Annotated in this window: 27 protein-coding genes; 8 read left to right on the top strand and 19 right to left on the bottom strand. The window is 49.3% G+C overall.

Annotation, left to right across the window (positions count from 1 at the left end; translation table 11 throughout):
• The coding region (locus tag QF669_00135; protein MDP6455852.1) for a hypothetical protein at positions 1–600 on the top strand (600 nt) is incomplete at its 5' end.
• Positions 601–608: 8 nt separating this feature from the next.
• Here QF669_00135 and QF669_00140 read toward each other — a convergent pair.
• The 3 genes from QF669_00140 to QF669_00150 are packed head-to-tail and all read right to left on the bottom strand — an operon-like array spanning position 609 to position 3,544.
• Positions 609–1,106: a hypothetical protein gene (locus QF669_00140; protein MDP6455853.1), complete on the bottom strand. Its 498-nt coding sequence runs from the start codon at positions 1,104–1,106 to the stop codon at positions 609–611.
• A 60-nt stretch (positions 1,107–1,166) separates the two neighbouring features.
• On the bottom strand, positions 1,167–2,180 hold the full coding sequence (floA, locus tag QF669_00145; protein ID MDP6455854.1) for a flotillin-like protein FloA: 1,014 nt from the start codon (positions 2,178–2,180) through the stop codon (positions 1,167–1,169).
• Positions 2,181–2,188: 8 nt separating this feature from the next.
• The gene (locus QF669_00150) at positions 2,189–3,544 is read right to left on the bottom strand and encodes a nodulation protein NfeD (protein ID MDP6455855.1); all 1,356 of its coding nucleotides are present in this window, start codon (positions 3,542–3,544) and stop codon (positions 2,189–2,191) included.
• A gap of 133 nt (positions 3,545–3,677) precedes the next feature.
• On the opposite strand from QF669_00150, the gene QF669_00155 reads away from it, so the two are divergent.
• The 3 genes from QF669_00155 to QF669_00165 are packed head-to-tail and all read left to right on the top strand — an operon-like array spanning position 3,678 to position 5,846.
• Entirely contained in the window at positions 3,678–4,550 is an 873-nt protein-coding gene (locus QF669_00155) for a lysophospholipid acyltransferase family protein (protein ID MDP6455856.1), read from the top strand.
• Positions 4,551–4,555: 5 nt separating this feature from the next.
• A complete protein-coding gene (locus QF669_00160; protein ID MDP6455857.1) occupies positions 4,556–5,143 on the top strand; it encodes an L-threonylcarbamoyladenylate synthase in 588 nt (195 codons plus the stop codon).
• The gene (locus tag QF669_00165; protein ID MDP6455858.1) at positions 5,136–5,846 is read left to right on the top strand and encodes a DUF3108 domain-containing protein; all 711 of its coding nucleotides are present in this window, start codon (positions 5,136–5,138) and stop codon (positions 5,844–5,846) included. Before QF669_00160 ends, QF669_00165 begins: the two co-directional genes overlap by 8 nt.
• A 163-nt stretch (positions 5,847–6,009) precedes the next feature.
• On the opposite strand, the gene rseP is transcribed toward QF669_00165, so the two are convergent.
• The 14 genes from rseP to QF669_00235 all read right to left on the bottom strand — a co-directional run bounded on the left by rseP (position 6,010) and on the right by QF669_00235 (position 19,907).
• Entirely contained in the window at positions 6,010–7,185 is a 1,176-nt protein-coding gene (rseP, locus tag QF669_00170) for an RIP metalloprotease RseP (GenBank protein ID MDP6455859.1), read from the bottom strand.
• Entirely contained in the window at positions 7,182–8,348 is a 1,167-nt protein-coding gene (gene dxr / locus QF669_00175) for a 1-deoxy-D-xylulose-5-phosphate reductoisomerase (GenBank protein MDP6455860.1), read from the bottom strand. Before dxr ends, rseP begins: the two co-directional genes overlap by 4 nt.
• Positions 8,348–9,112 carry a hypothetical protein gene (locus tag QF669_00180; protein MDP6455861.1) on the bottom strand — a complete coding sequence of 255 codons (765 nt, stop codon included), beginning with the start codon at positions 9,110–9,112 and terminating at the stop codon, positions 8,348–8,350. Before QF669_00180 ends, dxr begins: the two co-directional genes overlap by 1 nt.
• Positions 9,084–9,845 (bottom strand): acyl-ACP--UDP-N-acetylglucosamine O-acyltransferase, encoded by a 762-nt coding sequence (gene lpxA / locus QF669_00185; protein ID MDP6455862.1) that lies wholly within the window; start codon positions 9,843–9,845, stop codon positions 9,084–9,086. Before lpxA ends, QF669_00180 begins: the two co-directional genes overlap by 29 nt.
• 14 nt (positions 9,846–9,859) lie before the next feature.
• Complete coding sequence (locus tag QF669_00190; GenBank protein ID MDP6455863.1) at positions 9,860–11,257, bottom strand: bifunctional UDP-3-O-[3-hydroxymyristoyl] N-acetylglucosamine deacetylase/3-hydroxyacyl-ACP dehydratase; 1,398 nt, start codon at positions 11,255–11,257, stop codon at positions 9,860–9,862.
• Positions 11,254–12,279 (bottom strand): UDP-3-O-(3-hydroxymyristoyl)glucosamine N-acyltransferase, encoded by a 1,026-nt coding sequence (gene lpxD / locus QF669_00195; protein MDP6455864.1) that lies wholly within the window; start codon positions 12,277–12,279, stop codon positions 11,254–11,256. Before lpxD ends, QF669_00190 begins: the two co-directional genes overlap by 4 nt.
• Before the next feature lie 3 nt (positions 12,280–12,282).
• Positions 12,283–12,816 carry an OmpH family outer membrane protein gene (locus QF669_00200; GenBank protein MDP6455865.1) on the bottom strand — a complete coding sequence of 178 codons (534 nt, stop codon included), beginning with the start codon at positions 12,814–12,816 and terminating at the stop codon, positions 12,283–12,285.
• Positions 12,817–12,925: 109 nt separating this feature from the next.
• The gene (bamA, locus tag QF669_00205) at positions 12,926–15,298 is read right to left on the bottom strand and encodes an outer membrane protein assembly factor BamA (protein ID MDP6455866.1); all 2,373 of its coding nucleotides are present in this window, start codon (positions 15,296–15,298) and stop codon (positions 12,926–12,928) included.
• Between the two features lie 5 nt (positions 15,299–15,303).
• Positions 15,304–16,059 (bottom strand): isoprenyl transferase, encoded by a 756-nt coding sequence (locus tag QF669_00210; protein ID MDP6455867.1) that lies wholly within the window; start codon positions 16,057–16,059, stop codon positions 15,304–15,306.
• Positions 16,060–16,232: 173 nt separating this feature from the next.
• Positions 16,233–16,667, bottom strand: coding sequence for a hypothetical protein (locus tag QF669_00215; protein MDP6455868.1), 435 nt, complete (start codon positions 16,665–16,667; stop codon positions 16,233–16,235).
• Between the two features lie 38 nt (positions 16,668–16,705).
• On the bottom strand, positions 16,706–17,404 hold the full coding sequence (locus QF669_00220; GenBank protein MDP6455869.1) for a hypothetical protein: 699 nt from the start codon (positions 17,402–17,404) through the stop codon (positions 16,706–16,708).
• 134 nt (positions 17,405–17,538) lie between these two features.
• Positions 17,539–18,312, bottom strand: a complete 774-nt coding sequence (locus QF669_00225; protein ID MDP6455870.1) for a hypothetical protein — start codon at positions 18,310–18,312, stop codon at positions 17,539–17,541.
• Positions 18,313–18,391: 79 nt separating this feature from the next.
• Complete coding sequence (locus QF669_00230; protein ID MDP6455871.1) at positions 18,392–19,543, bottom strand: P-loop NTPase; 1,152 nt, start codon at positions 19,541–19,543, stop codon at positions 18,392–18,394.
• A 76-nt stretch (positions 19,544–19,619) separates the two neighbouring features.
• Positions 19,620–19,907 carry a ferredoxin family protein gene (locus tag QF669_00235; GenBank protein ID MDP6455872.1) on the bottom strand — a complete coding sequence of 96 codons (288 nt, stop codon included), beginning with the start codon at positions 19,905–19,907 and terminating at the stop codon, positions 19,620–19,622.
• Positions 19,908–20,338: 431 nt separating this feature from the next.
• Between QF669_00235 and QF669_00240 the strand changes: the two genes are divergently transcribed.
• From QF669_00240 to QF669_00255, 4 genes are all read left to right on the top strand, one after another.
• Entirely contained in the window at positions 20,339–21,541 is a 1,203-nt protein-coding gene (locus QF669_00240) for an MFS transporter (protein ID MDP6455873.1), read from the top strand.
• A 154-nt stretch (positions 21,542–21,695) separates the two neighbouring features.
• On the top strand, positions 21,696–22,034 hold the full coding sequence (locus tag QF669_00245; protein MDP6455874.1) for a 4Fe-4S binding protein: 339 nt from the start codon (positions 21,696–21,698) through the stop codon (positions 22,032–22,034).
• A 141-nt stretch (positions 22,035–22,175) separates the two neighbouring features.
• The gene (locus tag QF669_00250) at positions 22,176–23,624 is read left to right on the top strand and encodes an FGGY family carbohydrate kinase (GenBank protein ID MDP6455875.1); all 1,449 of its coding nucleotides are present in this window, start codon (positions 22,176–22,178) and stop codon (positions 23,622–23,624) included.
• Positions 23,625–23,646: 22 nt separating this feature from the next.
• Positions 23,647–24,246 (top strand): HDIG domain-containing protein, encoded by a 600-nt coding sequence (locus QF669_00255; protein MDP6455876.1) that lies wholly within the window; start codon positions 23,647–23,649, stop codon positions 24,244–24,246.
• A gap of 11 nt (positions 24,247–24,257) precedes the next feature.
• Here QF669_00255 and QF669_00260 read toward each other — a convergent pair whose 3' ends face one another.
• Both QF669_00260 and QF669_00265 read right to left on the bottom strand, forming a co-directional pair.
• A complete protein-coding gene (locus tag QF669_00260; protein ID MDP6455877.1) occupies positions 24,258–24,956 on the bottom strand; it encodes an LON peptidase substrate-binding domain-containing protein in 699 nt (232 codons plus the stop codon).
• Between the two features lie 76 nt (positions 24,957–25,032).
• Positions 25,033–25,163: isoprenoid biosynthesis protein ElbB (locus tag QF669_00265; GenBank protein MDP6455878.1), on the bottom strand; the 131-nt coding region annotated here is incomplete at its 5' end.

Here is a 25,163-nt window from a genome sequence, read left to right on the forward strand (position 1 = left end):
ATCCTGACATCAGCTACAGTGATAGAGGCCAATCACTTCATTGAAGGGATTAGTGTTATCACCCAATCGTTCAAGGGTATGCCACTGCCTCCCAATGTCATGTTTCTCACTATGAGCGAAGAGAGGAGAAAGGATCAGCGCCTGGAGCAGTTACTGGCGATTGCGGTCAAGGAGGAGCTGGGCATCATAGTTCTGCGACGGCATCCAAAGGAAGGGTTCCGCGATGAGAAGATAATAAACCTCTGGATGAGAGGAGGATCGCCCAACAGAAACCTTTCGATCCTGACCGCCCTTCAACTTGAGAGGAACTGGAACGGCACCCTGCGCCTGGTGCGAATGGTCGCGGAACCGTCCGAATTCGCTAAAGCGTCCAAAAGTCTGCAAGCAATCTCCAGGCGTGGCCGACTCCCACTGGACACGGAAAATGTCGTTGTGCCCGGACGTTTCCCCGAAAATTTTCAGAAGATCCCCATGGCTGACCTGAATATCTTCGGTATGCCGATGGATTTAGAGGTCGATACCTTGCATGAAATCGCCACCGCCGCAGATACGGCTTGTCTCTTTATAAAGGATTCAGGTCACGAGAGTGCGCTGGTTTGACAGACAGGTCAAAAGTGCCGCCGGTAGCGGAAGCGATCCATCCCCCGCGGCGGGCCGAGAACTTCCCTCAATACGATGATATCGCGCAGATTCTGAGGATCTCGGATGAACCGTCCAACGTTACGCCGGACACGGCGTGGTTCTGCCTGGGATCTTATCCTGTCCTCTCTTGCCTTCTGTAAGGAGTCTGTTTCGCCCTCCAATCGAAACCCAAAAGAATCTATGGCTGGAGCTTCTGAAGGCAACGGTTCCACGGCTTCAGGTTCTTCAGCTGGTACCATTTCTTCATACGACTCTATCTCATCCCTGAGCGTCATCTCCTTTTCAGCCTGAAGATCTTCAGCGGTAACTCCTTCACCCTCATCTTTTTCTATAAGATCGAGTAATCCCAGATCCTTCATCCACTTGGGGATCGATTCGGGCACCTTCTCTTTGCCACGGCGTATCGGCTCCGGTTGATCTTCAGCGGGCGGCCCCGGCAGACCACGGCGAGCCTTATTTCTCATCCATCGAGAAACGAGATAGAATATGAGCAGTATTATCCAGTAATTGATTTCCACTTGAGGCTATTTCTCCTCAGGATGCTCGGCGGATCCCGGTCTTCCCTTTTCACCGCTTCCTGCTATGGATTCTCTCATACCGGTATCGGCCTGGATGTTGCGCATAGTGTAATAGTCCATGATACCGAGATTGCCTTCGCGAAAAGCCTGCGCCATAGCTTTGGGTACTTCGGCTTCCGCCTCCACCACCTTAGCACGCATCTCGGCAACACGGGCAACCATCTCCTGTTCCTGCGCTACCGCCATGGCACGGCGTGTCTCGGCACGGGCCTGAGCTACCTGCAGGTCCGCCTCTGCCTGATCGGCTTGAAGGTGTGCACCTACATTCTTGCCCACGTCCACATCAGCTATGTCGATGCTAAGAATTTCGAACGCTGTTCCAGCATCAAGACCTTTGTCCAATACAAACTTGGAGATTGAGTCGGGATTTTCCAGCACATCTTTGTACGATTCGGAAGAACCGATGGCACTGACAATGCCCTCACCCACGCGGGCGATGATGGTCTCATCTGTGGCGCCTCCCACCAAGCCGGGAATATTCGTCCGCACAGTGACGCGCGCGCGCGCTTTTACCTCAATGCCGTCTCTGGCCACAGCCGCCAACGTCCCCGTGGCAGGAGCATCGATCACCTTAGGGTAAACCGAAGTCTCGACGGCCACCTTTATATCACGGCCCGCAAGATCGATGGCAGTAGAGGTAGCGAATTCAAGAGGAATCTTGGCCTTGTCCGCCGCTATGAGTGAAAATGCCACATTGGGAACGTTGCCGCCGGCAAGATAGTGAGTTTCCAGCATGCCAGTGGAAATATATTCCAGACCGGCCTTGTGCAGGTTGATGATTCCGTCTACAATCAGACGCGGCGAAATCTTTCGCAATCGCATCCGGATGAGATCGATGATGGTGATCCTGCCGATACCTAGAGAAACCACAGCCTGCAACCACAAACCGAGCGGCACGAAATAGAACAGCAGACCCAGAAATACAACGATAATACCTAACAGAATGAATGGTGTAAACATATTACCTCCTAATCGTGATTATTAACCTTACGAACGACGACACGGTTGCCGTCCACACTAAGAATCTTCACATTGTCACCATTGGCGACGAACTCACCTTCAGTAACAACAAACAGTTTTTGCTCTCCCACAGTGGCCCATCCTGACGGCCGCAGGTCCGATACTGCCTTTCCGGTTTCACCGACGATATTCTCTAATCCTATGGAGGTGCTGTAGCCCTCGGAACTTTTTTCACTGAAGGGTAGCGTAATCTTCTTCCAGAAATCGGTCCTTATGAGTGCCCTGCCCATAAGATAGAATGCCATAAGTCCCCCGATGATGGCAATCGTGAACCCCCATGAAGCACCCGAAATATCTGTGGGGGTAAAATGCTCCGGCAGCAGCATCATAAACAGACCGCCCATGACGGTAAGTCCGCCCAGAATCCCCACCACACCGAAGCCGGGGATGAGAAAGACTTCAACCAGGATCAGAACCACTCCCACACCGATGATGAGAAGTTCGGTCATGGTGGCCAGTTCTGTCAGCAGCGATGCGCCGAAGAACAGTGTAAGGCAGACGAGCCCCACCGTACCGGGGATGCCCCATCCGGGAGACTGAATCTCAAACAGGAGACCGAGGAAACCGAGAGTCATAAGTAGAGAGCTGACAGTGGGATCCGTCAGAAATCGCACCAGTTTTTCCGACCAGTTCACGCGCAGGTCCACCACCTCCGCATTCTGCAGCCCGAGAAAAGCCAAAACCTCTTCGAACGATTCAGCAGTGGCGTCGGCGATGCGATACTTCAATGCTTGCTCTGTAGTCAATGAAATCAGTTTACCTTCCTTGCGACCTTCAAGATCTGAAATATCCACTGAGTCGCCGTCGATGATAAGATGGCTGAAGTTCAACTCCTCATCCACCATTCCTCGCGCAATTTCCTTATTGCGGCCACGGCTTTCCGCTGTGGATGCCATCTCTTCACGCATGTAAGAGATAACCTTTTCACTGCCTTTCTTGCCGGACATATCCACGGCCGTAGCGGCGCCTATTGTCCCTCCTTCTGTCATGATGATCTTCTCGCAGGAGAGCGAAATCAGAGCGCCGGCTGAGATGGCCCGTCTATTGATGAACGCCACCGTCAGGACTTTCGAATCGAGTATGGCATCCTTGATCTGCGTGGCGCCGTCTACCCTGCCGCCGAAAGTGTCGATATCAAAGACGATCGCCTCTGCGCCGTCTCTCTCCGCTTCCTCGATGGAGCGCTCGATAAACGGCGGCAGTCCCAGATCAATGGTGCTTTGGATCGGAACGCGGTAAACGAGATCGCCACCGGAGAGAAAGTTAAGAGCAAGAACAACAAGCAGAGATAATCTGATGTTCATGGCAGGAGAAGTTTACCTTGAGACACGACAAAAGTCAACGCTTTCCCCTCTGGCATTGTTATTATTATTCTGAACGAAATGCCTTGATTTGTCATCTCAACATCGGATAAATTGAGATAGAAATCTTAACAACGTGCGAATCAAAGATAAAGTCACTTACCGGGCACTTGGCCTCCTTCACGTCTACCTGAAACGGTTATCGCGGCATGCCGTCTCAAAATTGGGAGCACGTACGGGATCATTTTTCTTCCACAATTTCCCCATTCGCAAAGATGTGGCGCTCAACAATCTGAGACTGGCCTTCCCGGAAAAGAATGAAGACTATTACGAACAGATAACCAGGCAAACCTACTGTCATTTCGGACAGATTTTCATGGATGTCCTGAGGGCTGACACAATCGATCCATCGCGAAACATCACCGTAGAAAACCGGCATATTCTGGACGAAGCGTGCAAGCAGGGAAAAGGAGTGATCCTTCTATCGGGACATTTCGGCAACTGGGAGATGATTGGGGTCTGGTTCGCTGCTGAAGGATTCGATCTCCACGCGGTGGTAAGGGGACAGAAGAATAGAGGTGCTAATCGTTATTTCATGGAGCTTCGTCGGCGGTGCGGAACTTTTCCACTCTATGCGAGTTCTCCGGCCAGCAAGATGCTAAGAAGCTTGAAGAACGGCGGAATCCTCGCCCTTGCCAGCGATCAGAACGCTAAGAAGAAAGGCGTATTCGTCAACTTCTTCGGCAAGCCTGCCGCAACACCGAAGGGCGCCGCAGTTCTTCATCTGAAAACGGGAGCCCCCATCGTTATCAGCATCTGCTCGCGCAACAGTGACGGAACTTACCACCTGCGGTTTGACTCGCTGCCGGCGGATGAGGAATACCGAAACCCCGTCACTTCTGTTATGCAGAATTTCACCTCTTTTCTGGAAGCGGTAGTCAGGCAGAATCCCGAACAGTATTTCTGGTTCCACAAGAGATGGAAAACGCGGCCGCCCAACTCATCATGAATAGCATGGCACGAACCTGCGACGTAACTTCTCCAGATTCCCTGTCCAAATCGGCAGACGTGATCCAAGGTGGGGGAGTTCTAGTTTACCCCACCGATACCCTCTACGGCTTCGGTGTTGACGCCAGAGATGACGATGCTCTCCAAAGACTTTCACACATCAAAGGGAAAGGAGGACCGTGGTCTGTGGCGGTGAGCGACCTTGAGATGCTGCAGCGCTATGCCACTCTCCGCGGAACGCAGAGAGACTTCGCCACTTCCCATTTGCCCGGTAAGGTAACTCTGATCCTGCCAAGCGTCCTCACCGATATCGCAACCCCAGTACTGGGCCCGGACCAGACCGTCGGCGTTCGCATTCCGGATCACCTCTTCGTAATAGAACTGGTGAGACGATTGGACTTCCCCATCACCTCCACCAGCGTCAACCGTACCGGAGAGGAACCGCTGAACGACCCCCATGCCATCGCCGAACTGTTCGGAGCGGAGGTAGACCTCATCATCGACGCGGGAATTCTCCCGCCGTCAGCGGGTTCCCGTATCTACGATTTGACGGGAGAGACGATCGAAACCGTTCGAGATTCCGACGATGCTTAAGCAATTACTGCCGTTCATACTTACAGGCCTCGTGAGCGCGCAAGAGGGTCTTCCTTTCCAAGTGGGTGAGATCCTCAACTACGACGCCAGCATCAATTTTCTCAAGGCCGGCGCCGCCGCGCTGGAGGTCTCTTCTCAGGAGTCGTTACAGGATGCGCAGGTATTCCACATTATCTTCTCCCTCACCAGCAACCGGTTCTTGGATCGGCTTTACAGAGTGAGGGATGAAGTGGATACATGGATTGATGTTGACGGACTGTTCACAAGGAAATACCGGAAGAAGCTGAGGGAAAAGAACTATAGTAAGGACTTCATGGCGCAGATGGACTATGAGGATTCGGTCGTTGTCTCGGGAGAGAAGTCCTTCCCCCTCACTCAAGAGCTGAGAGATCCCTACTCACTCTTTTACTATCTGCGAACGCTTCCGCTCCAGGTTGGCGATCTGCTGTCATTCACCACGTTCGATAACAACAGATTTACCGATTTTCAGGTAACTGTGCACCGCACCGAATCGGTCCGTGTTCCGGCGGGAAGATTCGATTGCATCGTCATTGAGCCGTTCAGAGAGGGGAGAGCCCTGCTGAAGCATCAGGGTGATATGACTATCTGGCTGTCAAATGATGAGAAGAGGCTGCCGGTGAAGGTGGTTTCCAAGGCGAAGTTTGGCTCGGTGACCATGCGGCTCAGGAGTGTGGGAAAGTAATCTTTTGATATCCCTATAAACCACTGCCAGCCTCAGAAGACGAAACGTCAACGGAGGTTTTCCCTCCAACAGATAACTTAAACTCTACCCAGTACAGTCTCCCCGTCCGAACGGCGTGGCCGGGCGGGCGGGACCCGACCGTATCGACAACAGTCACTTCTTGCTATTGAGTAAACAGCCGCGTGATATCGTTATAGATCACCACTAGGATCAAAAGCAGTAACATCGCCATCCCCGCCTGCTGGATGATCATCCTTGCTTTCACAGAGATCTTCCGCCGCGCAATCCCTTCGATGAGGAGCAAAAGGATGTGTCCACCATCCAGTCCGGGCACGGGCAAGATATTGATGAACGCAAGGTTGACGCTGATGATGGCCGTGAAGGAGAGCAGCGCCACGATCCCCGCCTGCGCTGACTGACCAGCTAACTGGGCAATGAGTATGGGGCCGCCGATGTCTTTCATGGACGCTTCTCCTGTCACAATCATCTTAAGCGACTTGACGATGACGGCGAACCAGAAACCAGTTCTCACAGCACCGCTCGATAACGATTCTACTACACCCGCTTGCCTTATCTCATAACCACCGCTGATGCCGATCATTCCCACTTTCTCTACCTTATCGCCTGCGGCAATCTGGCTCTCGCGCGTGGTCACGCTTGCCGAAAGGACCTCTCCATCCCTCTCCCAGCGCAGAGAAATCTCCTCCATCGGCTTGCCGTGAATAATGTCTGACAACTCACGCCACGTTTCAATAGATTCACCATCGATCGAAATAATCCGGTCGCCCGCTATGAGACCTATCTCCTGCGCCGGAAACGACGGCTGAACTTCCATCACTACGGGCTCATCGGTCACCTCAGCAACTCCCGTTGTGTAGGTGATACCGGCAAAGAGAAATACAGCCAGTAAGATATTCATGATAACGCCGGCACTCATGAACCACCCCTGCTCCAGTCTGTTCTTCGAATTCAATTCGTCAGGTGCACCGGTGAGAGTTTCATCGAGGCCTTCATCAATCACACCTGCCACACGGAGATATCCTCCCAGCGGAACAATCGCCATGCAGTATTCCGTTTCCGTTGGTTTGCTGACTGCGGATGTGATGACTTTCTCATAGACGGGGCCCCACGCCGGTTTCCCGTTTTCGCCTTTCTTAAAGAAGTAAAGTCTGAATAGCCAGCCTTGGCCCGTCGGCGTGAAAGAGAGAATCCGCGGCGGGAAGCCCAGTGAGAATCTGATGACACTAACTCCAACTGACCGTGCAGCCATAAAATGACCCAACTCATGTACAAGGATGAGCAGACCAAGAACAAATATTACCGCTAGAATAGTCGTCATACAGTAACCTTTCTCTCTAATTTTTCCTTAACAAAACGTTCGCCCCATCTTTCAAGTTCCAGCAAATATTCCAGATCCGGAGCCGCTGCCCACTCGTGCTCTTCCATGCCCGAACCGTTGATCTCGGCGATCTCATTGAATCCAATCTGACCGTCCAAAAACTGCTTTACCGTATTGTCATTAACCACGTTCAGTGCCGCCGGGGCTGACCCCCCACGCTCCAGCGCATCATAAGCCAGCCTGATGCACGGAAATTTTTCCAGATCAGGCTCGTCAAATGTCAGAGGAGAGATGGCGGGAAAATCCACTTCCTCCCACTCGGATTCAAATCGCCGCGGATAAGTGAGGGCGTACTGAATGGGGATTTTCATGTCCGGCAGACCGAGCTGCGCCTTTATAGATCCATCCGTAAACTCCACCATGCTGTGGATGATGGACTGGGGATGCACCACGATGTCGATCTGATCAGCATTGAGATTAAACAGCCAGTGCGCCTCGATGACTTCCAACCCCTTGTTCATCATCGTGGCTGAATCTATGGTAATCTTATCTCCCATTTTCCAATTGGGGTGGTTCAGAGCTTGCTCCGCCGTCACCGCTGAGAATCCGCTGAGAGGCATCTCCCTGAACGGCCCACCCGATCCTGTCAGGATGAGTCTCCTGATATTGGTGACGTCTTCTCCCGCCAGACATTGCCAGATGGCGCTATGCTCGCTGTCCACCGGATAGATCTCACCACCTTTCTCACGCTTGATCTGACCGATGAGACCTCCCGCCATTACGAGACTTTCCTTATTACTCAAAGCAACATCTACACCGGCGTTAAGGGCGCAGATCGTAGGCTCCATTCCCGCACTTCCCACCAAGGCGTTCAGGCAGATATCTACATCATCTCTGCCGGCAATTTCCAGGACTCCTTCGCGACCGGAGAGGATCTCGATGCCGGTTCCCGCCAAGGCACTCTCGAGCTTTGCAGAGCCGTTCCTATCCGCAATGCATACCGCGGCGGGATGAAAAGCCTGAGCCTGACCGACCAGTGCCTCCCAGTTTCTGCCGGCGGTGAGGTATTTCACTTCCAGCTGATCAGACAGAGTGAGAATCACTTTCAGCGCATTCTTGCCGATTGAGCCCGTGGATCCGAGAATTGAGACTGACTTAGCCATCAGTTGCTGCTTGTTTCAATTCCCAGTGATAGAGCCGCGAATGAACTGTTTACCTTGAAACCGAGTGAAACCGAACTCTGCGATCCCAAAGGAATCCCAAATCTGACAGCCAGTGCATTGACCTGGCCCTTTATTCTCTTAGAGATTCTTGTGCCGCTTTCCTGATTACTCACATGCACACCTGCATTGAAATAGTCCGAGACAATACCGCCCCAAACTTCTGTCAATCTCAAATCTATCCGCCTGAAGATAGCAACTCCAACTGTTTTCAGAAAGAAATCATCCGGTCCATAGAGGGAACGTTGTGAAAGTGTTACATTCCAGTTGGGTGGTCCGTTCTCGTCCCGCGCAAGGAGAAATGCCGCTCCAATCCCAAGTCCACTGACAATATCCTCATCGCTCACGAAACCTGAATACCATCCCAGGAGAGCCAGATTATGAGTCACAGTCATGGCGCCAGAAAAAGCCGGCAACACGCCAGCCTTACCGCTAATCATGGCAATGTCATGGCTGCCAGGCTGCCAGGCAGTCGATAAATCTCCGCCGATGGAAAATGTCCCTTCTCTACCCGTAACGAGAGATGGTTCTGAAGAGATTTGTAACGTTAAGACCCGGAAAAATTCTACGGCGCTACTCTCAAAATCACCCTCTGTCCATAGCCCTAGTTCGTAGTCAGGGACTTGCGCAGAAAGTTGAAGTGAAGGCAGGAAGACGAAAAGTAATTTGAGGCTTGTCTTAAAGGATGCCTCTGTCACTGTTTTCAACAAAGGTTACAATTTCCTCGATTTCATCTGTGGACGGCAAATCTGCTTTTATTTTCTTCAGAGCCTCACTGGTATTGAGAGAAGAGCGATAGATGATCTGATAAGCTTTCTTGATGATTCCTCTTGTTTCGGCTGAGAATCCTCTTCGTCTCAGGCCAACTAAATTAATGCCGGAGAATTCAAGCGGCTCGCCGGCAGCAAGAATGTACGGCGGGATGTCTTGAACAACACGGTAACCTCCTGCGACAAAGGCGTGTTTACCGATTCTGCAGAATTGGTGAATCGGTACAAGTCCACTGATATTCGCCCAGTCATCGATGATGACATGTCCCGCCATCTGGACACCATTAGCGATAATCACGTTTTCTCCGATCTGGCAGTCGTGAGGCACATGAACGTAAGCCATCAGTAGGGAGTCTCTGCCAATCCTGGTGGTACCGAGGGCCTTAGTTCCCCGATTGACAGTAACATACTCCCTGATTGTCACGCCATCGCCGATCTCGACAGTCGAATCCTCACCTTCAAATTTCAAGTCTTGAGGAATTTCTCCGATAATGGCACCGTGAAAGATCTTGCACTCGTTGCCGATACGCGTCCCGCTCAAGAGGGAAACGTGATTCCCCACTTGACATCCTTTTCCCAAAACCACATCATCTTCGATAACACTGTAGGGGCCGATGCGGACATTTGATCCTATAGTGGCGTCAGGACTGACGACAACAGTTGAGTGGATATCTGTGGAAATGGTTAGACCTTTTTGTCAACCAGAGTGACGAGGAAGGTAGCTTCCGCAGCGACTTTATCACCAATGAAAGCCTTCCCCTCAATCTTGCATGAACCCATCCGATACTTCAGCAGTTTCAATTCATACCGGAGTTGATCTCCAGGAATAACAGGATTACGAAAACGGGCTTTTTCGACGCCGCTGAAATACATCAGCTTTCTCTCGGGATGATCAGTAGTATGGAGGAGAAGGAATCCTCCGGCCTGTGCCATCCCCTCGAGAATGAGCATGCCCGGCATGATTGGTTCCTGGGGAAAATGCCCTGTGAAAAATGGCTCGCTGATTGTCACATTCTTGATTCCCACCACAGATTTCCCGGGCTTCATATCAATAATCCGATCCACCAGGAGAATTGGATAGCGGTGAGGAAGAATCTTCATGATTGTATGGATATCAAAAAGGTAATCGGCTGAGACCGCTGCCTGATACTTCTTCTGTAGAATATTCTTCTCGTACTCTTTCTTGATCTTTTTGACAATTTTTACATTAGACTCGTGTCCCGCCCTCGCCGCAATCACATGTCCCTTAATGGGCATTCCGAGGAGAGCCAGGTCTCCGATTACATCAAGTGCCTTGTGACGAACAGGCTCATTCTCAAACCGTAGTTTAACCCCATCGAGAATGCCGTTGGACCCCAACGAAACTGATTCTTCTATGTCAAAGAGATCCTTGAGACGTTTGAGTTCAGCGTCATCAATTTTTTTATCGATGATAACGATGGCATTGTCTACAGCGCCTCCCTGAATCAGGCCTGCCTCACGCAACGCTTCAACTTCACTCAAGAAACTGAAAGTTCTCGCCGGCGCAATTTGCTTGGGAAAATCTTTGATTGAATGTATGGTCATATACTGGGTGCCAAGCCAGGGATACTTATAATCTATGATGCAAGTCATCCTGAAACGGTCAGAAGGTAGAACCGATATATCAACTTTCTTTTCAGGATCTGAGTAGCTGACAACTTTATCAATTTCCAGATACTGACGTGGTTCACCCTGTTCTACAATACCAGCTTTTTGCAGAGCGTTTACAAATGGACGCGAGCTTCCGTCCATTACCGGAGGTTCCTTGTTGGTCAATTCTATCAGGACATTATCAATCTCCAGCCCCACCACCGCGGCGAGAACATGCTCTACCGTATGAATTCTTGCACCGTTTTCTGCAATTGTTGTCCCGCGGGAGATATCCACCACATGGTCAATGTCAGCCTTAATTTCCGGGCATCCGTCTATATCCATCCGGCTGAAGCGGATACCGGTGTTTTTGGGTGTTGGCTTGAAGGTAATACTGCTCTCTACACCTGTGTGAAGACCAACCCCTGAACATGAGACGGGCTTCTTGATTGTCTGTTGAACCAGATTCATTTTACTCTCTCTAATTCATTAATTTTTTGTTCCACCGCATTTATTTTTTTCACAAGTTCAGGCAAACGATTTAACAATGCATCCAATCTGTTCTGCTGTCTGATTTCCTTGGCTGGCATGCCAGAGTATGTCTTATCTCCCGGGATGGATTTCGTAACACCCGATTTCGCCGCAATACGTGCATTGCTTCCCACTTCAACATGATCAGTCACACCGGACTGACCACCAAAAGCTACATAATCACCGATTACAGTACTCCCCGCAATTGCCGCTTGACCTGTCACAAGACACCCCTTGCCTAATTTAACATTATGAGCGATGTGAACCAAATTGTCAAGCTTGGTTCCCTTTCCGATAACTGTGTTCCCGATGGTGCCTCTATCTATGGCACAGTTTGCACCGATTTCCACATCATCCTCCACTACAACACCCCCTATCTGGGGAACTTTGTAATGAATACCTTTTTCGGTGGTGAACCCAAATCCGTCGCTGCCGATAACCGTACCACTATGCACCAGAACATTCTCTCCGATCACACAGTCGTGGTAAAGTGTGACATGGTATTTGAGCTCAGAATCGGTCCCGATAGAAGTACTACTCCCTACCACACAGCTTGGTCCGATAACAACACCATCGCCAACTGTTACGTCATCTTCGATCACCGTGTAGGGACCTACAGCTACATCCTTGCCCAACTTTACGTTTTTCCCCAGACTTACAGTCGGATGCACTTCCCTTTCGTGAGGAAGTGCCGGTGAAAAATAATCGAGGATAGCCGCAAAAGAGAGGGTCGGATTTTCCACAAGGATGGCCGCACTCATTTCGTCAGCCTCTGTTTCCTTAGATATAACCACAGCCGAGGCTTTGGTTGACTTGAGGTACCGCTTGTATTTTGGTATACTCAGGAAAGATATGGTTCCAGGAGGAGCATTTTCGAGTTCGGCAACCCCTGAAATTTCAGTCTCAGGATCGCCAACAATCTCACCTCCTACGAGATTGGCCAGTTCCTTGAGTGTGGTCAAGATTTATTTTTCAGATTCTTCTTCGCTCAACCTGCGCAATTCATACAGAACATCGTCAGTCAGATTGTGCGTCGGTTTGCCGTAAAGCAGAGCCGCCGAATCGAGTATGTAATCGTAACCTTTATCGATAGCCACCTTGTTGACAGCCCGCTGAACCTTCTGGATGATCTCTGTCTCCATCTGAAGCTGTTTCCTGTACAGTTCTCCCTCAGGTCCTACCTTATTGGCCTGAAAATCCTGAACCTGTTTCTCCAAGGCTGTGATTTCCTGCTCTCTCTCCCTGCGGCGTTCAGGAGAACTTACAAGCCGTTGCGTCTCGAAAACCTGCTTCAGACTGTCCAGTCGTTGCGCCATGGTTTGAAACTCGAACTGTACTTTTCTGAATTCGAGTTGCAACTCGCTTTCGGCTTCCTTGAATTCGTCGTATTCACTGCGAATCCGATCGGACTGGACAAAGCCGATCTTGGCCTGCGCTACACCCCACGCGGGGATGAGAAGCAATACAAGTGGCACTATCAGTTTTGATAAAGACTTCACCTTAACCTCCTGTCTAATAATCCTGTTCTGAAACCTTTCCAGCCTCATGGAAAAACGAACATCTCGTATTTGGCTCTCTACAATCTATGTAATATAAGCAAAAGAGTGCCTAAAATGGCATTCCAAAGAGAATGTGGAATCTCCACCCTTCAGGAGACTTTGAGGTAGCCTTCACATCGTCGAAACCATACCCCAGATCGAACCCGAGCATACCCAGCATAGGCATGAACATCCGGATGCCAAATCCCGCTGATCGCTTCATATCGAAGGGGTCAGTATCGGAAAAATCTTTCCACGCGTTTCCCATCTCCCCAAAAATTAGACCGTAGACCGTCGGATTTTCCGATAACGAAACTCTCAATTCGGATACATACTTCATCATCACCCTACCACCTCTGGGGTATTGCCGCGAGAGATTATAAGGGCCTACCGTATTGTCAAGATAGCCTCGCAACATGGTCCCATACGGAATGCCGCTACCACCCATAATGAACAGATCATCCCAGGGTACTACCGAAATGTCGCTCTCATCAGCAACCAGGTTTTTAATTGCGCCCATCTGCCACGAACTCATCAGCACGAATTTCCACACCACAGGGGTAAACCAGTCAAACTTGAAGATGTGCTTATGGAAGTTCTCATGAACAGGCATAAGGGAAGTACTCAAAGGTCCGCCCGATAGAGTCGACGACCACGAAAAGATTGACCCTCGAGATGGAAATTCCGGATGATCCCTGCTGTCCCTCGAAACACTCTGTGTCACACTCAGTCCAACCGTCTCAGCAATGCCACCCAGGAAATCTTCCAGATCTGTCTGGCTGCCGCGATATCTCTTATTGGTCCCTTGCACCATCCATGAAACCCTGAAGTAGTTATCTGGCCACTTGAGTCTGCGGCCCAGGCGGACGGAACCGCCGAACACTTCCCTATCCAGCGGAATACCCGAGTAATAACTGTTCTGACCTCTCAAATAATAGAAGGCCGAAAACCCTACAAGAACAGGTGTGTCGTTAATCATAGGATCGGTAAAACTGAGTGAAAGAGACCGATACTGGGAAGGCGTGGTGTAGCTGTAGAAGCTGTACTGGGTCCCTTGATTAAAGTTGAAGGCCAGCTGTTGTCCTTTGCCCATAAAGTTGTTGAACTGTACACCAGCGCCACCCATGATGCCATACTCAGCCGTAAAGCCAATGGATGCATTAGCCTGATCTGAAGATTTCTCCTCAACGGTAACGAGAAGATCGATTTTATCATCATCAACCGGTACAACGTCCGGCCTTACATCGGCGAAATAATTCAGGATCCATATCTCCCTTGCGCTACGCATAAGCAACTCACGGTTAAAGATATCTCCCGGCATAATCTTCATTTCCCGCCTGATCACATTTTCCCGCGTCTTGGTATTGCCAGCAATATCGATATTCCTTACATATACCTGATGGTTTTCTGTGATATTGAAGTGGACATCCAGAGAATCTTTACCCACAGGGGTGAACTGAGGCTCAATTGTGCTGTAGATATATCCTTTGTCCATATAGAGACCGTGGACATCTTCAAAAACGGCGCTGGTAAACTCTTCATCGTCATACAGCACACCTTTCTCAAGATCCAGCACTGTAGCGAGCTGATCTTCACTGTAGAGATCGTTTCCTTCCCAAGAAAAATTGCGCAAATAATACTGCGGCCCTTCGTATAGCAAAAACCTGATGATCATCCCTTTACCATCTTCTGTAAAGTCGATGGATTCTGAAAGAATGCGGAAATCCTTGTAGCCGTTGTTTCTGTAAAAAGATGCCAACAGATTCTTGTCCTCTTTAAACTTGTCTTCATCGAAATTGGAACGCCAGAAAAGAAACCATTTCTGGATTTTGGTATCTTTCAGCTGTCGCCTCAGCTTGCTGTCCTTGAAAGCCGATCTACCGTTGAACTGGATATCTCTTATTTTAACTTTCTTATTTTCGCGGATCTTGAACGTAATATCACGCACATTGGGGAGAGATCCTTCTGTCAACTCAGCTTCAACCTCAGCTCGCAGATAGCCGTCCTCGGCAAAGAGATTCTTTATCTTCTCGGTTGACTCTTTTACCAAATGGGGAGGTATACGCTGTCCTGACCTGAGATCCAGTTCCTCTTCGATGTCCTTTTTCTTCTTTTTTCCTCCTTCATATATCACTTCACCGAGAATCGGATTTTCCTCTACTTCTATGATGATGTAGATGCCGTCGGTCGTTTCACGATCAAGATGAATTTGAATATCTGCGAAGATGCCTGTTTCCCACAGTTTTGTTATGGCATTACCAAAGTCACCGGGTTTTATCTCCTTCCCCTCCACAAGTCCAGATGTGTATTTGACAACATTGGTGGAAGTTTCGTTATTCCCTTCCACTTCGACGCCTAACAGACGGATCGTCTGCAACGTCTGCGCTGCGGTGAATGTCGTCACCACGGCCAGTGTCAGAAGAGTCTTCAACACCGATTTCACTAAGCCTACCCTTTCACCTGTTCGCTCACCTTGCCGAAGCGGCGTTCACGATTCTGAAAATCTGAAATGGCATTGTACAGTTCCTTTCTGCGGAAAGCCGGCCATAATACGGGGGTGACATAGATTTCCGCATATGCCATCTGCCAGAGGAGAAAATTACTGATCCTCAGTTCCCCGCTGGTACGGATGATCATATCTGGATCGGGTATGGAGGCGGTATACAAATACTCTCCAAACAGCGCTTCAGTGAGATCAAGATCAGACCTCTTATTCGACTCCAGTTCTTCACATATCTTTTTGACCGCATCGATGATTTCAGTTCTACCACCGTAGTTCAGGGCAAGTACAAGATTGAGACCCGTGTTCGCGGCCGTTCTTCTGATCCCCTCTTCCATCTCTTCTCTTGGTCCGTCCGGAAGCTCCTTAAGTCGCCCTATTACGCTGAGGCGGACATTATTTTCCATCAGATCATCGATCTCGCGGCGAATCGTCTCCACCAAGAGTTTCATCAACGCTGACACCTCTTTCACCGGCCGGCGCCAGTTCTCCTGGGAAAATGTATAAAGTGTCAAGTATTCGACGCCAAGCTCACCGCAGGCCCGGGTAATCTCCCTGACAGAATTAATCCCTTCCCGATGACCGGCAATTCGCGGGAACCGCCGTTTTTTTGCCCACCGTCCGTTCCCATCCATGATGATAGCGATGTGCCGCGGAAGATTTCCGTCTGTCTCAATCTGTTCTCTCAGCTGTTCCTCATTCATGGCAAGACTCTTACATCATGCCAAGTTAACTTTTGCAACAGGCAATATCAAGATATGTAGCAACTATACACTCCAGTTTTGTTTCGGGTGCCTGATCTCAATTGCATTGAATTCAGCCAGTCTCATATAGTTCCCCTGTATGATGATCGAACGTCGTAACCGCATCCGGGATTTTACCAAAACTCTTGAATTCGGCACCACAACGGTAACATACCATGATATCGGGTACCCGGCGAGCAAGCAGCCAATCCACCAGAACCAGGAGAGGCAGACTCCACACTCTTTGTTGACTGTCCCCATCCTGGACAGTCAATGGCCACCATAGATGCTGTGCTAGCTAAACTATCGCTATTGAGCTGAGGAGAAAAAATATCCCAAGAGCCTGGCGTCCCATGTATGAACACCAACAGATTTTTGCTATTGCTGCGCCTCTCCACATAATGAAAATTCATTATCGAGTTTTCAAGAAAAACGCTATTCACCTTTTCACTCTTTTTCTGATCCGAGGCGTCTAGTTCGCTCTTAAGTGCGCCGGAAGAAGACGCGCATGCTGCTACTAAAAGTGCAAACAGTAATAAACCTGCAATTGAATAAATTCGTCTCATCATATGTCCTTAAACATAGAAAATTCTATCTTTATCTCCATTCATTCAGCGTATGTCTTTTTCGACAAACTGTAAACCTTCAGCCCCAGGGATAAATAGCAAATCAAGCACGCAAAATAACTTCCTACGCCTGCAATGGAAGAAGGATAGATCATTTGGAAAACCGCGGCTACAAAGCCTATTAAACCTAGTAAAAAAATGCTTCCACCAAAGCCTTTGCCGAAGCTTGGTGAACTGTACAGGCCTGTGCCAAGGATAATAAGGCCGATGGGAACTACAAAGAATCCAATATAAAGTATCGCATCGAATACCCCCCAGGTTGCCTTCCATAAATGGGCGAGGGTTTCCAGGTTGGTAGGCTGAGTTGCAGAGGCTAAATACAGCTCAGAGAGTGAGGCATGTGCAACATGTGGCGTGGCGGATGCCATCATTGCGAGAAGCCCTAGGATTCCAATGACACTGCCAAACAAGGCTGAGACAAGATGTGTTTTGCGAAGCACAAAATACAAAGCAAGGAAGAGAGGCACTTCTAAAATCAACGCCGTGAGGTATATTAAGTTCTCAACTACACGGATGTTTTTGATCTCAGGGAATCTTGTTACCAATTTTGACATTTCTGCTGGATCTGCGGGCACAAACATACCCACAAAGACGACCACGAGAATGAAAAGTACAGCACCCGATACACCGGCTAAGCTTCCCCATCGCAACACGCTTTTTTCTTGTTCTATTTCGTTCATTCTTATTCCCTTTGCCATTGTTTTAAAGATACAGCACCACAGTGTTGGTGTGTCGGCAATGGTGTACAACTATCTGGTGACTGGTGATAGTCCACATGTGGCAATGATTGACGGTCAAGAATGAAGAAACCAAGCTAAAGAGAAAGACCAAATTGAAGAAGATAGTATTTGTAAAACAGATCTCCCATGAGAACAGAAAGTACAATCACATAAAGGAGACCGGTAGCCGATTGAGTAGAATGGATGGCGATGGTCCTCAGGGTCAGAAGACAGAGTACAACAGGTATAAGGGTGCCGAAGAACAGTCCGATGAACAGAAAGAAACCGTCAAAAGATTGCAAAAACTGGAAGAGAGAAAGAACAAAACCGTCTGTCTCCAACTCCACCGTTAGAAGAGCTATACCGTCCCACACGACCCTCACAAGCAGAAACAGAAAGAGTATCTGGACAGCCCTTCTCAAGAGAGATATCGGCATTTCCGCCACATTTAGATACCAGTGTCCCAACACCATAGAGAAGACACTTGATGCTACAATCAGTCCTCCTAAGATAGAAACAGTGAAGACGCCTGCACTGCCGCCTATAAGATTGTTTAGCACCAGCCCGAAAACAACAACGCCCAGGAGAGGAGGAATCGATACTACCCACGGTTGTGAACCCTTCCTTTTCCAATAGAACCATGTTACCGTCATCAGGGAAATTAACCAGATAAGTGCCAGCATTCTGACAGACTCTTCAAGTTCCAGTCGCCAGAGAAAGATAACACCTACGCCACCTAGAAGGCTGCTCATAGCGAGTGTAAAACGGTGTATTCCTGAACCAACCTTTTCCAAGACGGTCATCCAGAGAAAGAGCGGATACAGTGCCCCGAAGAGAGTAAACGTGAGTGCCACAAGAATAGTGAGCATTGTTAGCGAACAGTGTTTCCGGAATTCAAAATCGGGTGAGGTTAGAATCTGGTGTAGCCTGGGCTGAGATAAACAGGACTCACTCGTTCTGCACAAGCTGTTCCACTTTACCGGCAATGGAGGCAAACAACTGGCTCACCGATGAATTGGGGTCTTTCACTACAAGCGGAACGCCTTCATCACAAGCTTCAATTAGCTCCCGGGAGATCGGTATTTCACCGAGCAGTGAAACATGGAGCCGCTCACTCTCGGCAACGCCTCCGCCACGTTTGAAAAGATCGATCCCCACCTCAAACTTCCCCTTTTCATCGATAGCAACTTCTTTGAAGCCGTCCATTTCAGCGAATGAGACTGTGGCATTTTCAACGGGCTGCCCCTCACCGTCTCTCACAATGCCGGAAACAAGATAGCCCGCCATATTTTCAATCACACCGAGAACAAGCGTATTGACCTTGCCGAACATATCAGCACTCTTCCTGACATCGGAGACAGCAAGATCCTGGGGTGTTGTGACGATGATCGCACCTGAAATCTTCAATTTCTGTACCAGGGTAAGTTGCACATCACCTGTTCCCGGTGGGAGATCGAGTACCAGAAAATCGAGATCTTGCCATAGTACATCAGTAAAAAATTGTTCTGTCATACGTGCAACCATAGGACCGCGCCAGATGACGGGAGTCTCATTCCCACTGATGAAACCAAGAGACATCACATTCATGCCATACTTTTGCAGCGGAATGAGTTTTTTCTCCGGCGTCATATCTGGGCGTTCGTTAATTCCGAGCAGGATAGGAAGACTGGGACCGTAGATATCTAAATCAAGAAGCCCTACCTTGTACCCTTGCGACGCCCACTGAGCTGCAAGATTCGTTGCCACTGTCGATTTTCCGACACCCCCCTTTCCACTGGCCACCGCCACTGTATATTTCACACCGGGTAGACTAACGGGCGGTGGAGGTTCGGCGCCCGGCGATTGAGCTTCTTGATATTCGACCACCGGATTCATGTGCACATCAATCTTGTCGAACTGTCTACTTTCTTTCAGTTTAGCCTGCACCCTGTTACGGATTTCCTGTTTGTTATCCTCATTCCCCGTCGAAACCTGAAGCTCCACAACAACACCACCATCCTCAATTTCCACCCCTTTCACAAGACCAAATGATACAATATCGCGACTGAAACCAGGATAGTTAACCGTCTTCAGCAGTTCTATAACGTTGTCTTCATTCATTTTACCTTAGGTCTGTCTAAGACAAAAACGGCTGCTCCGTCAAGAACAGCCGTCAGCATTCAGATCTAGTCTGAGTCTATTGCTCTCTCCCAAAATAGGCGTAGTTCTTAGCTATGTATTCAGACCATTCTTCCGGGACTTCGCTTTCTTCAAAGATTGCCTCTACGGGACACTCAGGTTCACAAGCGCCGCAATCGATACACTCTTCAGGATCAATGTAGAGTTGCTTTCCTTCCAGATTGTCTTCATCATAGCCCTTCTCATCCCAATCCTCTTTCATAGGGTGGATACAGTCCACCGGGCAAACATCCACACAGGCCGTATCACAAACACCAACACAGGGTTCAGCAATAATGTAAGTCATCTTATCCTCCTAATATCGACTGGTTAGTTTTCAGATGTGATGAAAAATAACGCCGTAATTTCGACGTTCAATTTAATCTTCTGCGCAGTTATAAAAAATGAAATTTCGGTCTTTCACCAGATAATAAGGTTGGTTCGAAACGACTGATTTACACCAGACAGTTACCCCGACATTTATGGCAGGGTGTGTCAATCCAAAAAACGAAGGTCTTTAGCCTTGAAGCATAGCGTGTTAGTGTTAGGATAAATTAAAGAACTGTCGAAAATCGCTACAGCCCGTCCGACGGACATAGTGAACTGTAGGAAAAATGCGTTGGTGTTAGAAAGTTTTGGATAGTATTGCCAGACGATAGGGATGGCTTGAAATGAATTTGATTTAATGTTTGACTGCCAGAGATTTATCGGCAAAGTAAACCGGAGTTATAGACAAAAGTGTTTAATAAATCAATCATACTTTTATGGCTGGGGCATGTTATTTCTCACGCGGGAGATGCCATTTACCAGATTGCCTTACCGTGGCTGGTTCTCGAACTCACCGGTTCTAAAAGTATCACCTCCCTTATTGCGGTTAGTGCTTACCTGCCGGCGGTTCTCTTCAGTTTGCCTGCCGGTGTGATTGCAGATCGTTTTCCAAGAAAACAGGTGATGATTTTTTCTGATACGGCAAGAATGCTCCTGGTGGGACTGATGGTAGCTTTCCTCCTCACTGGAGGAGAACAGCCTTTTCTCATTGGTACCCTGGCATTTGCCGTTGCCAGTTTTGCCTCCCTTTTCTATCCCGCCAGAGATGCCCTCATCCCGTCACTCGTTTCCAAGGACCGGCTTACAGCCGCTAATGCCTTCATCTCTACCTCGGGACAATTCGCACATCTCGCCGGTCCCGTAATGGCAGGACTACTCGTCGCCTGGGTGGGACTGATCCACCTTTTTACTATCGATGCTGTCACTTTCGGCGTCAGCATGGTTTGTATCGCTCTCATCACAACGTCAAAAAAACGACATCCAGTAGGCAATTCACGTCCGTCACATCTGGCGGATCTCATAGCAGGATTAAAACATGTGACACGTGAAAACAGGACAATGGGTCTACTCCTCCTCCTTACAGCCATCAACAACATATTCATCATGGGGCCTGCCGTTCTCGGAATTCCTATATTTGTAAGAGAGGTGCTGCAACTTGAATTTGCCGCCTATGCAGCCATCGAAGCCTTCATGGCCGCTGGGATGCTCACCGGTTCCTTTCTCCTTTGGCGTTTCGGGAGAGGAATTAACCCTTCGCTGGTACTTCTCGTAGGCATGGTTACCGATGGACTGACATACAGTATTCTTTACTGGATTGACTCGTTCTCCGCCACAAAAGCTCTGATTTTCCTGCACGGTATCGGCATCCCTATGATCACTATTTCGCGCACAACGATTATACAGTTGGTGGTGCCGGATGTCTACCGCGGGCGGGTCTTCTCCATGGTGAATCTTTCGGTGATCGGACTTACTGCCCTTTCTTCAGGTCTTGTGGGGCCGTTGGCGGAAGTGATCCCTATCTCAACAGTTTTTCTACTCACAGGGATTGGTGCCGCGCTGTGTGGCGTGTTTGGACTGAGCCATAGGAAACTCTTGACTCTTGTGCAGATGTAGCCCGCTCAACCGGTGACATCCACCGTCATTACAACCGCTCTAATTCGAACTATCATGAATCTAAAGCATATTGATCTAACTCCAGGTCCGGTAACTTTGCCTTGAATCTGCACACAGCCGAGGCTAATTTCACCGCCCGAAGCAGGTCTTAATCATGGCGATAAGAGTAACAAAACCGTACGATCACTACAAGAGCGTTCCGGAGTTGGCTGGAGAACCGCGGCAGAAGAAGAAAAAACCAAAGCTTATAGCGGTGGTAGATGAGGACAACTGCACGGGCTGTCAGGTGTGCATCCCATTCTGTCCTGTCGCTTGCATCGAAGCGCTATCTCATGAGAAGTACGGGATTCCCATCCCGCCGGTGCAGGTCCGCTTCGACGAATGCATCGGATGTCAGATCTGCGCCCGGGTCTGCACCAAACTCACTTGGGATGCTATCAGGATGCTCCCAACGGCGGAGTTTGAGGCCGTCTACGAGATCCCCATCTCGTAGCCAGACTCTCATTCTGTGCTCTCCACGAAAGTCGCTAAGAAAAAGATAACAGCCAGAGAGGTAGCTCACCCTTGAATCCCTCTTGCCACAGATCTTGCTGTACTCCCCAAGCAGTCAACCTTTAGATCACTTTAGATGAAGATGTCTGGCAAAACTCTTATTGTCATCGATCAGGGCACATCCTCTACAAAGGCTTTCCTTTTCAACCGCGACCTTCAACCGCTCTACTCCAAGAAGATAAATCATACAGTGTCCCGACCGAAACCGAGATGGGTAGAGTCTGACCCTTCTGACATAGTTCATGCGTGCCAGTCGCTAATCTCTGAACTTATCCGTGTCTGCTCTTCTGAATCACTAACGCCGTACGCTTTGGGCATGGCCTTTCAACGATCCACATTTTTGTTCTGGGATAAAAGAACGGGAGAGCCGCTTTCGCCTGCAATCAGCTGGCAAGACACGCGTGCATTTCAGATTACAGATGAACTGAAAGATCATAGCGAGTGGATCCAACAGACAACAGGAATTCCCTTCAGCCCGCATTTTGGCGGACCTAAATTCCTCTTTTCAATCCGGCACGATGCCCATCTTGCATCCGAAGTCCGGGCCGGAAACGTTTTCTACGGACCGCTCAGCGCTTTCGTAACGCACAGACTCACCGGGCGCGCGCTCATTGACGAATCGATTGCCGGCAGGTCCCTTCTGATGAATCTCCATAAAATGAAGTGGGACCTGAAACTGATGGATCTCTTCGAGCTACCTAGCGATCTCCTTCCACCACTCTCACCAACGCTGGCGGATTTTGGATCTGTAACAGAGGCCGACTCTCTCCCTCTCATATGCGTCGTGGGAGACCAGCAGGCTTCTCTCATCGGACAGGGGAGATGGAAAGTTGGAGATGCAGCCATGAATTTCGGTACTTCGGGCTCTGTTCTGATCAATAGCGGTCGAAAACCAGTTGTTGTTCTGTCCTTACTAAGTAATATTCTCTACTCCACCGCGGAGAGCCATCACTTTCTCCTTGAAGGGACGATCAACAGTGTAAGTTCGCTTTTCAAATGGCTGGAGAGCTACCTCGCCATTCCGCACGAAGATATGAGGTGGTATGAGAGGTGCGAGATAGCTACAAAGGGGATCGTTATACCCGGGATCAACGGTATTTCTGCCCCCTACTGGACAGGTGAGTTCGAGACCGTCATTTATGGACTTGGAGAGTCAGACCATCCCGATCATTTCGTCCGCGCAGCAATGGAATCGATAGGGTTGCTTGTGTACGATATCTGCGAAATTATAGAGAATCAGGGTGGAATCAGGCTTTCAGACATCGTCGCATCTGGTGGTTCATCGAGACCGCCGTTACTGCAGTTCATAGCCGATCTGCTCGCAGAAGACGTCTGGAGTTCCACAGGCAAAGACATGACGGCACTGGGGGTAGCAAAGCTGATGGCACATTATGAATGGGAGAAACCCCTGCAAGAACTTACCGGTGGTCGTGAAAGAAAGTTCAGTCCAGCCATGGAAGCAATAGAACGGGAGGAAAAAGTCTCCGCCTGGCGAGATACTCTGCATAAACTTGACATTATTGACAGATAATTGAAATCTCCGGGAGGTCACCATGAACCAGAATATCCCCACTGAACCGACGCGAGAAGATGCCTGGAATCTTCTTTGTGAGTATACAGAATCGGATTCCTTGCGGCGACATGCACTTGGAGTTGAACAGGTGATGAGAAAAATAGCTGAGAGATACAGCGCTGACCCCGATCTTTGGGGGATTACAGGACTGCTCCACGACTTTGATTACGAGAGATATCCTACCGCGGAAGAACATCCCTACATGGGAAACAAAATCCTTCAGGAGAAGGGGTATACAGATGAGGTCACCGACGCCATCATGGGACACGCCAATTACACCGGTGTGCCGCGGAAATCGATAATAGCTAAGGCACTCTACGCCGTAGACGAGCTGACAGGATTTATCTTCGCCGTCACTTACGTCCGGCCGTCGAAATCAATTCACGAGGTAAAGGTCAAATCGGTAAAGAAGAAGCTGAAACAGAGGAGTTTCGCGGCTTCAGTGAACCGGGAGGATATCGAGGAAGGAATCGAGGAACTGGCTGTGGATCGCGGCGAGCATATTCAGTTTGTCATCGATGCGCTCAAGGAGAAGGCCGACGAGCTGGGGCTGGCGGGAACTTTTACTAGACCTGATTAATCTGATATAACTCAGTTCATCCTGAGATCGCCCGGCGGCAGAGATCCTTCATCTTCGGACAATCCGTAGGATGTCCGCTCACTTTCGAGAAATCTGGAGAGAATTCGCGCCCTCATAGAGAGATCATCAAGTTCCAAAAGTTTCTGCTTCTCCTTGATATCCACCGGCGTATAAGCAGCAGTAAAGTTTACCGCCATTTCAAAGTCGAGCCCCCCAGCGAAAAATCGCGTTAAGCCGGCAAATCTTTCATCGTTCCTGATCTGATCGAACTGTCGCAGAAGCTGCTTCTTGAGTTTCTGCCTGTCCCCTTCTCCCACAGCGTCAGAGACTGGTGTCAGCTTGCCAATCCGATACGGCCTGTCCGACTTGACCTCTTGAATCAGAACTTTTGTCAACCCAACCAGAAGAATGTCTGACGTACCGTCCTCCCTGATTTCAATCTGTTCCACGTAGCCCAGTGTTCCCACAGAGTAAATGGGTGCTTCCTTATCTTTGGTGTCTTCCCATTCCGGTTTAAGGCAGACCATGCAAATCATCCTTTCACCCGCTTCAATGTCCTGCACCATTTTACGGTAGCGAGGTTCAAAAATGTGGAGCGGGAGAAACGTCTTCGGATAAAAGACAACATTCGGAAGCGGAAACAGCGGTGCCTTGCCGGAAAAATTCTCCAGATGTTCGCCAAATGGCAGACTAATCTCTGATTTCGACATAAATCACCTTTCCACATCCCGGATTGAGTTCACTTTTAGACGCTACCTTTTTCAAGCCCTGCAACGCTTTCGCTAGCTAATCCACAAGCGACAAAACTTCCTGGACAAGTTTTTCAATTCCTTCAGCCGCTTCAGAAATCTGGCTTGCCAGCATGTAGGCCGGCGTAGAGACAATCTTATTCTCCCGGTCAACAACAAACTCCTGTA

It is taken from the genome of Candidatus Neomarinimicrobiota bacterium, assembly GCA_030743815.1.
Taxonomy (GTDB): Bacteria; Fidelibacterota; Marinisomatia; order Marinisomatales; family S15-B10; genus UBA2146.

Coding starts and splice junctions, on each gene's coding strand:
- QF669_00140 (MDP6455853.1), bottom strand. CDS start 1,106: ATGAGAAATAAGGCTCGCCGTGGTCTGCCGGGGCCGCCCGCTGAAGAT.
- floA (MDP6455854.1), bottom strand. CDS start 2,180: ATGTTTACACCATTCATTCTGTTAGGTATTATCGTTGTATTTCTGGGT.
- QF669_00150 (MDP6455855.1), bottom strand. CDS start 3,544: ATGAACATCAGATTATCTCTGCTTGTTGTTCTTGCTCTTAACTTTCTC.
- QF669_00160 (MDP6455857.1), top strand. CDS start 4,556: ATGGCACGAACCTGCGACGTAACTTCTCCAGATTCCCTGTCCAAATCG.
- QF669_00165 (MDP6455858.1), top strand. CDS start 5,136: ATGCTTAAGCAATTACTGCCGTTCATACTTACAGGCCTCGTGAGCGCG.
- rseP (MDP6455859.1), bottom strand. CDS start 7,185: ATGACGACTATTCTAGCGGTAATATTTGTTCTTGGTCTGCTCATCCTT.
- dxr (MDP6455860.1), bottom strand. CDS start 8,348: ATGGCTAAGTCAGTCTCAATTCTCGGATCCACGGGCTCAATCGGCAAG.
- QF669_00190 (MDP6455863.1), bottom strand. CDS start 11,257: ATGAATCTGGTTCAACAGACAATCAAGAAGCCCGTCTCATGTTCAGGG.
- QF669_00210 (MDP6455867.1), bottom strand. CDS start 16,059: ATGAATGAGGAACAGCTGAGAGAACAGATTGAGACAGACGGAAATCTT.
- QF669_00215 (MDP6455868.1), bottom strand. CDS start 16,667: ATGATGAGACGAATTTATTCAATTGCAGGTTTATTACTGTTTGCACTT.
- QF669_00220 (MDP6455869.1), bottom strand. CDS start 17,404: ATGAACGAAATAGAACAAGAAAAAAGCGTGTTGCGATGGGGAAGCTTA.
- QF669_00225 (MDP6455870.1), bottom strand. CDS start 18,312: ATGCTCACTATTCTTGTGGCACTCACGTTTACTCTCTTCGGGGCACTG.
- QF669_00230 (MDP6455871.1), bottom strand. CDS start 19,543: ATGAATGAAGACAACGTTATAGAACTGCTGAAGACGGTTAACTATCCT.
- QF669_00235 (MDP6455872.1), bottom strand. CDS start 19,907: ATGACTTACATTATTGCTGAACCCTGTGTTGGTGTTTGTGATACGGCC.
- QF669_00245 (MDP6455874.1), top strand. CDS start 21,696: ATGGCGATAAGAGTAACAAAACCGTACGATCACTACAAGAGCGTTCCG.
- QF669_00250 (MDP6455875.1), top strand. CDS start 22,176: ATGTCTGGCAAAACTCTTATTGTCATCGATCAGGGCACATCCTCTACA.
- QF669_00255 (MDP6455876.1), top strand. CDS start 23,647: ATGAACCAGAATATCCCCACTGAACCGACGCGAGAAGATGCCTGGAAT.
- QF669_00260 (MDP6455877.1), bottom strand. CDS start 24,956: ATGTCGAAATCAGAGATTAGTCTGCCATTTGGCGAACATCTGGAGAAT.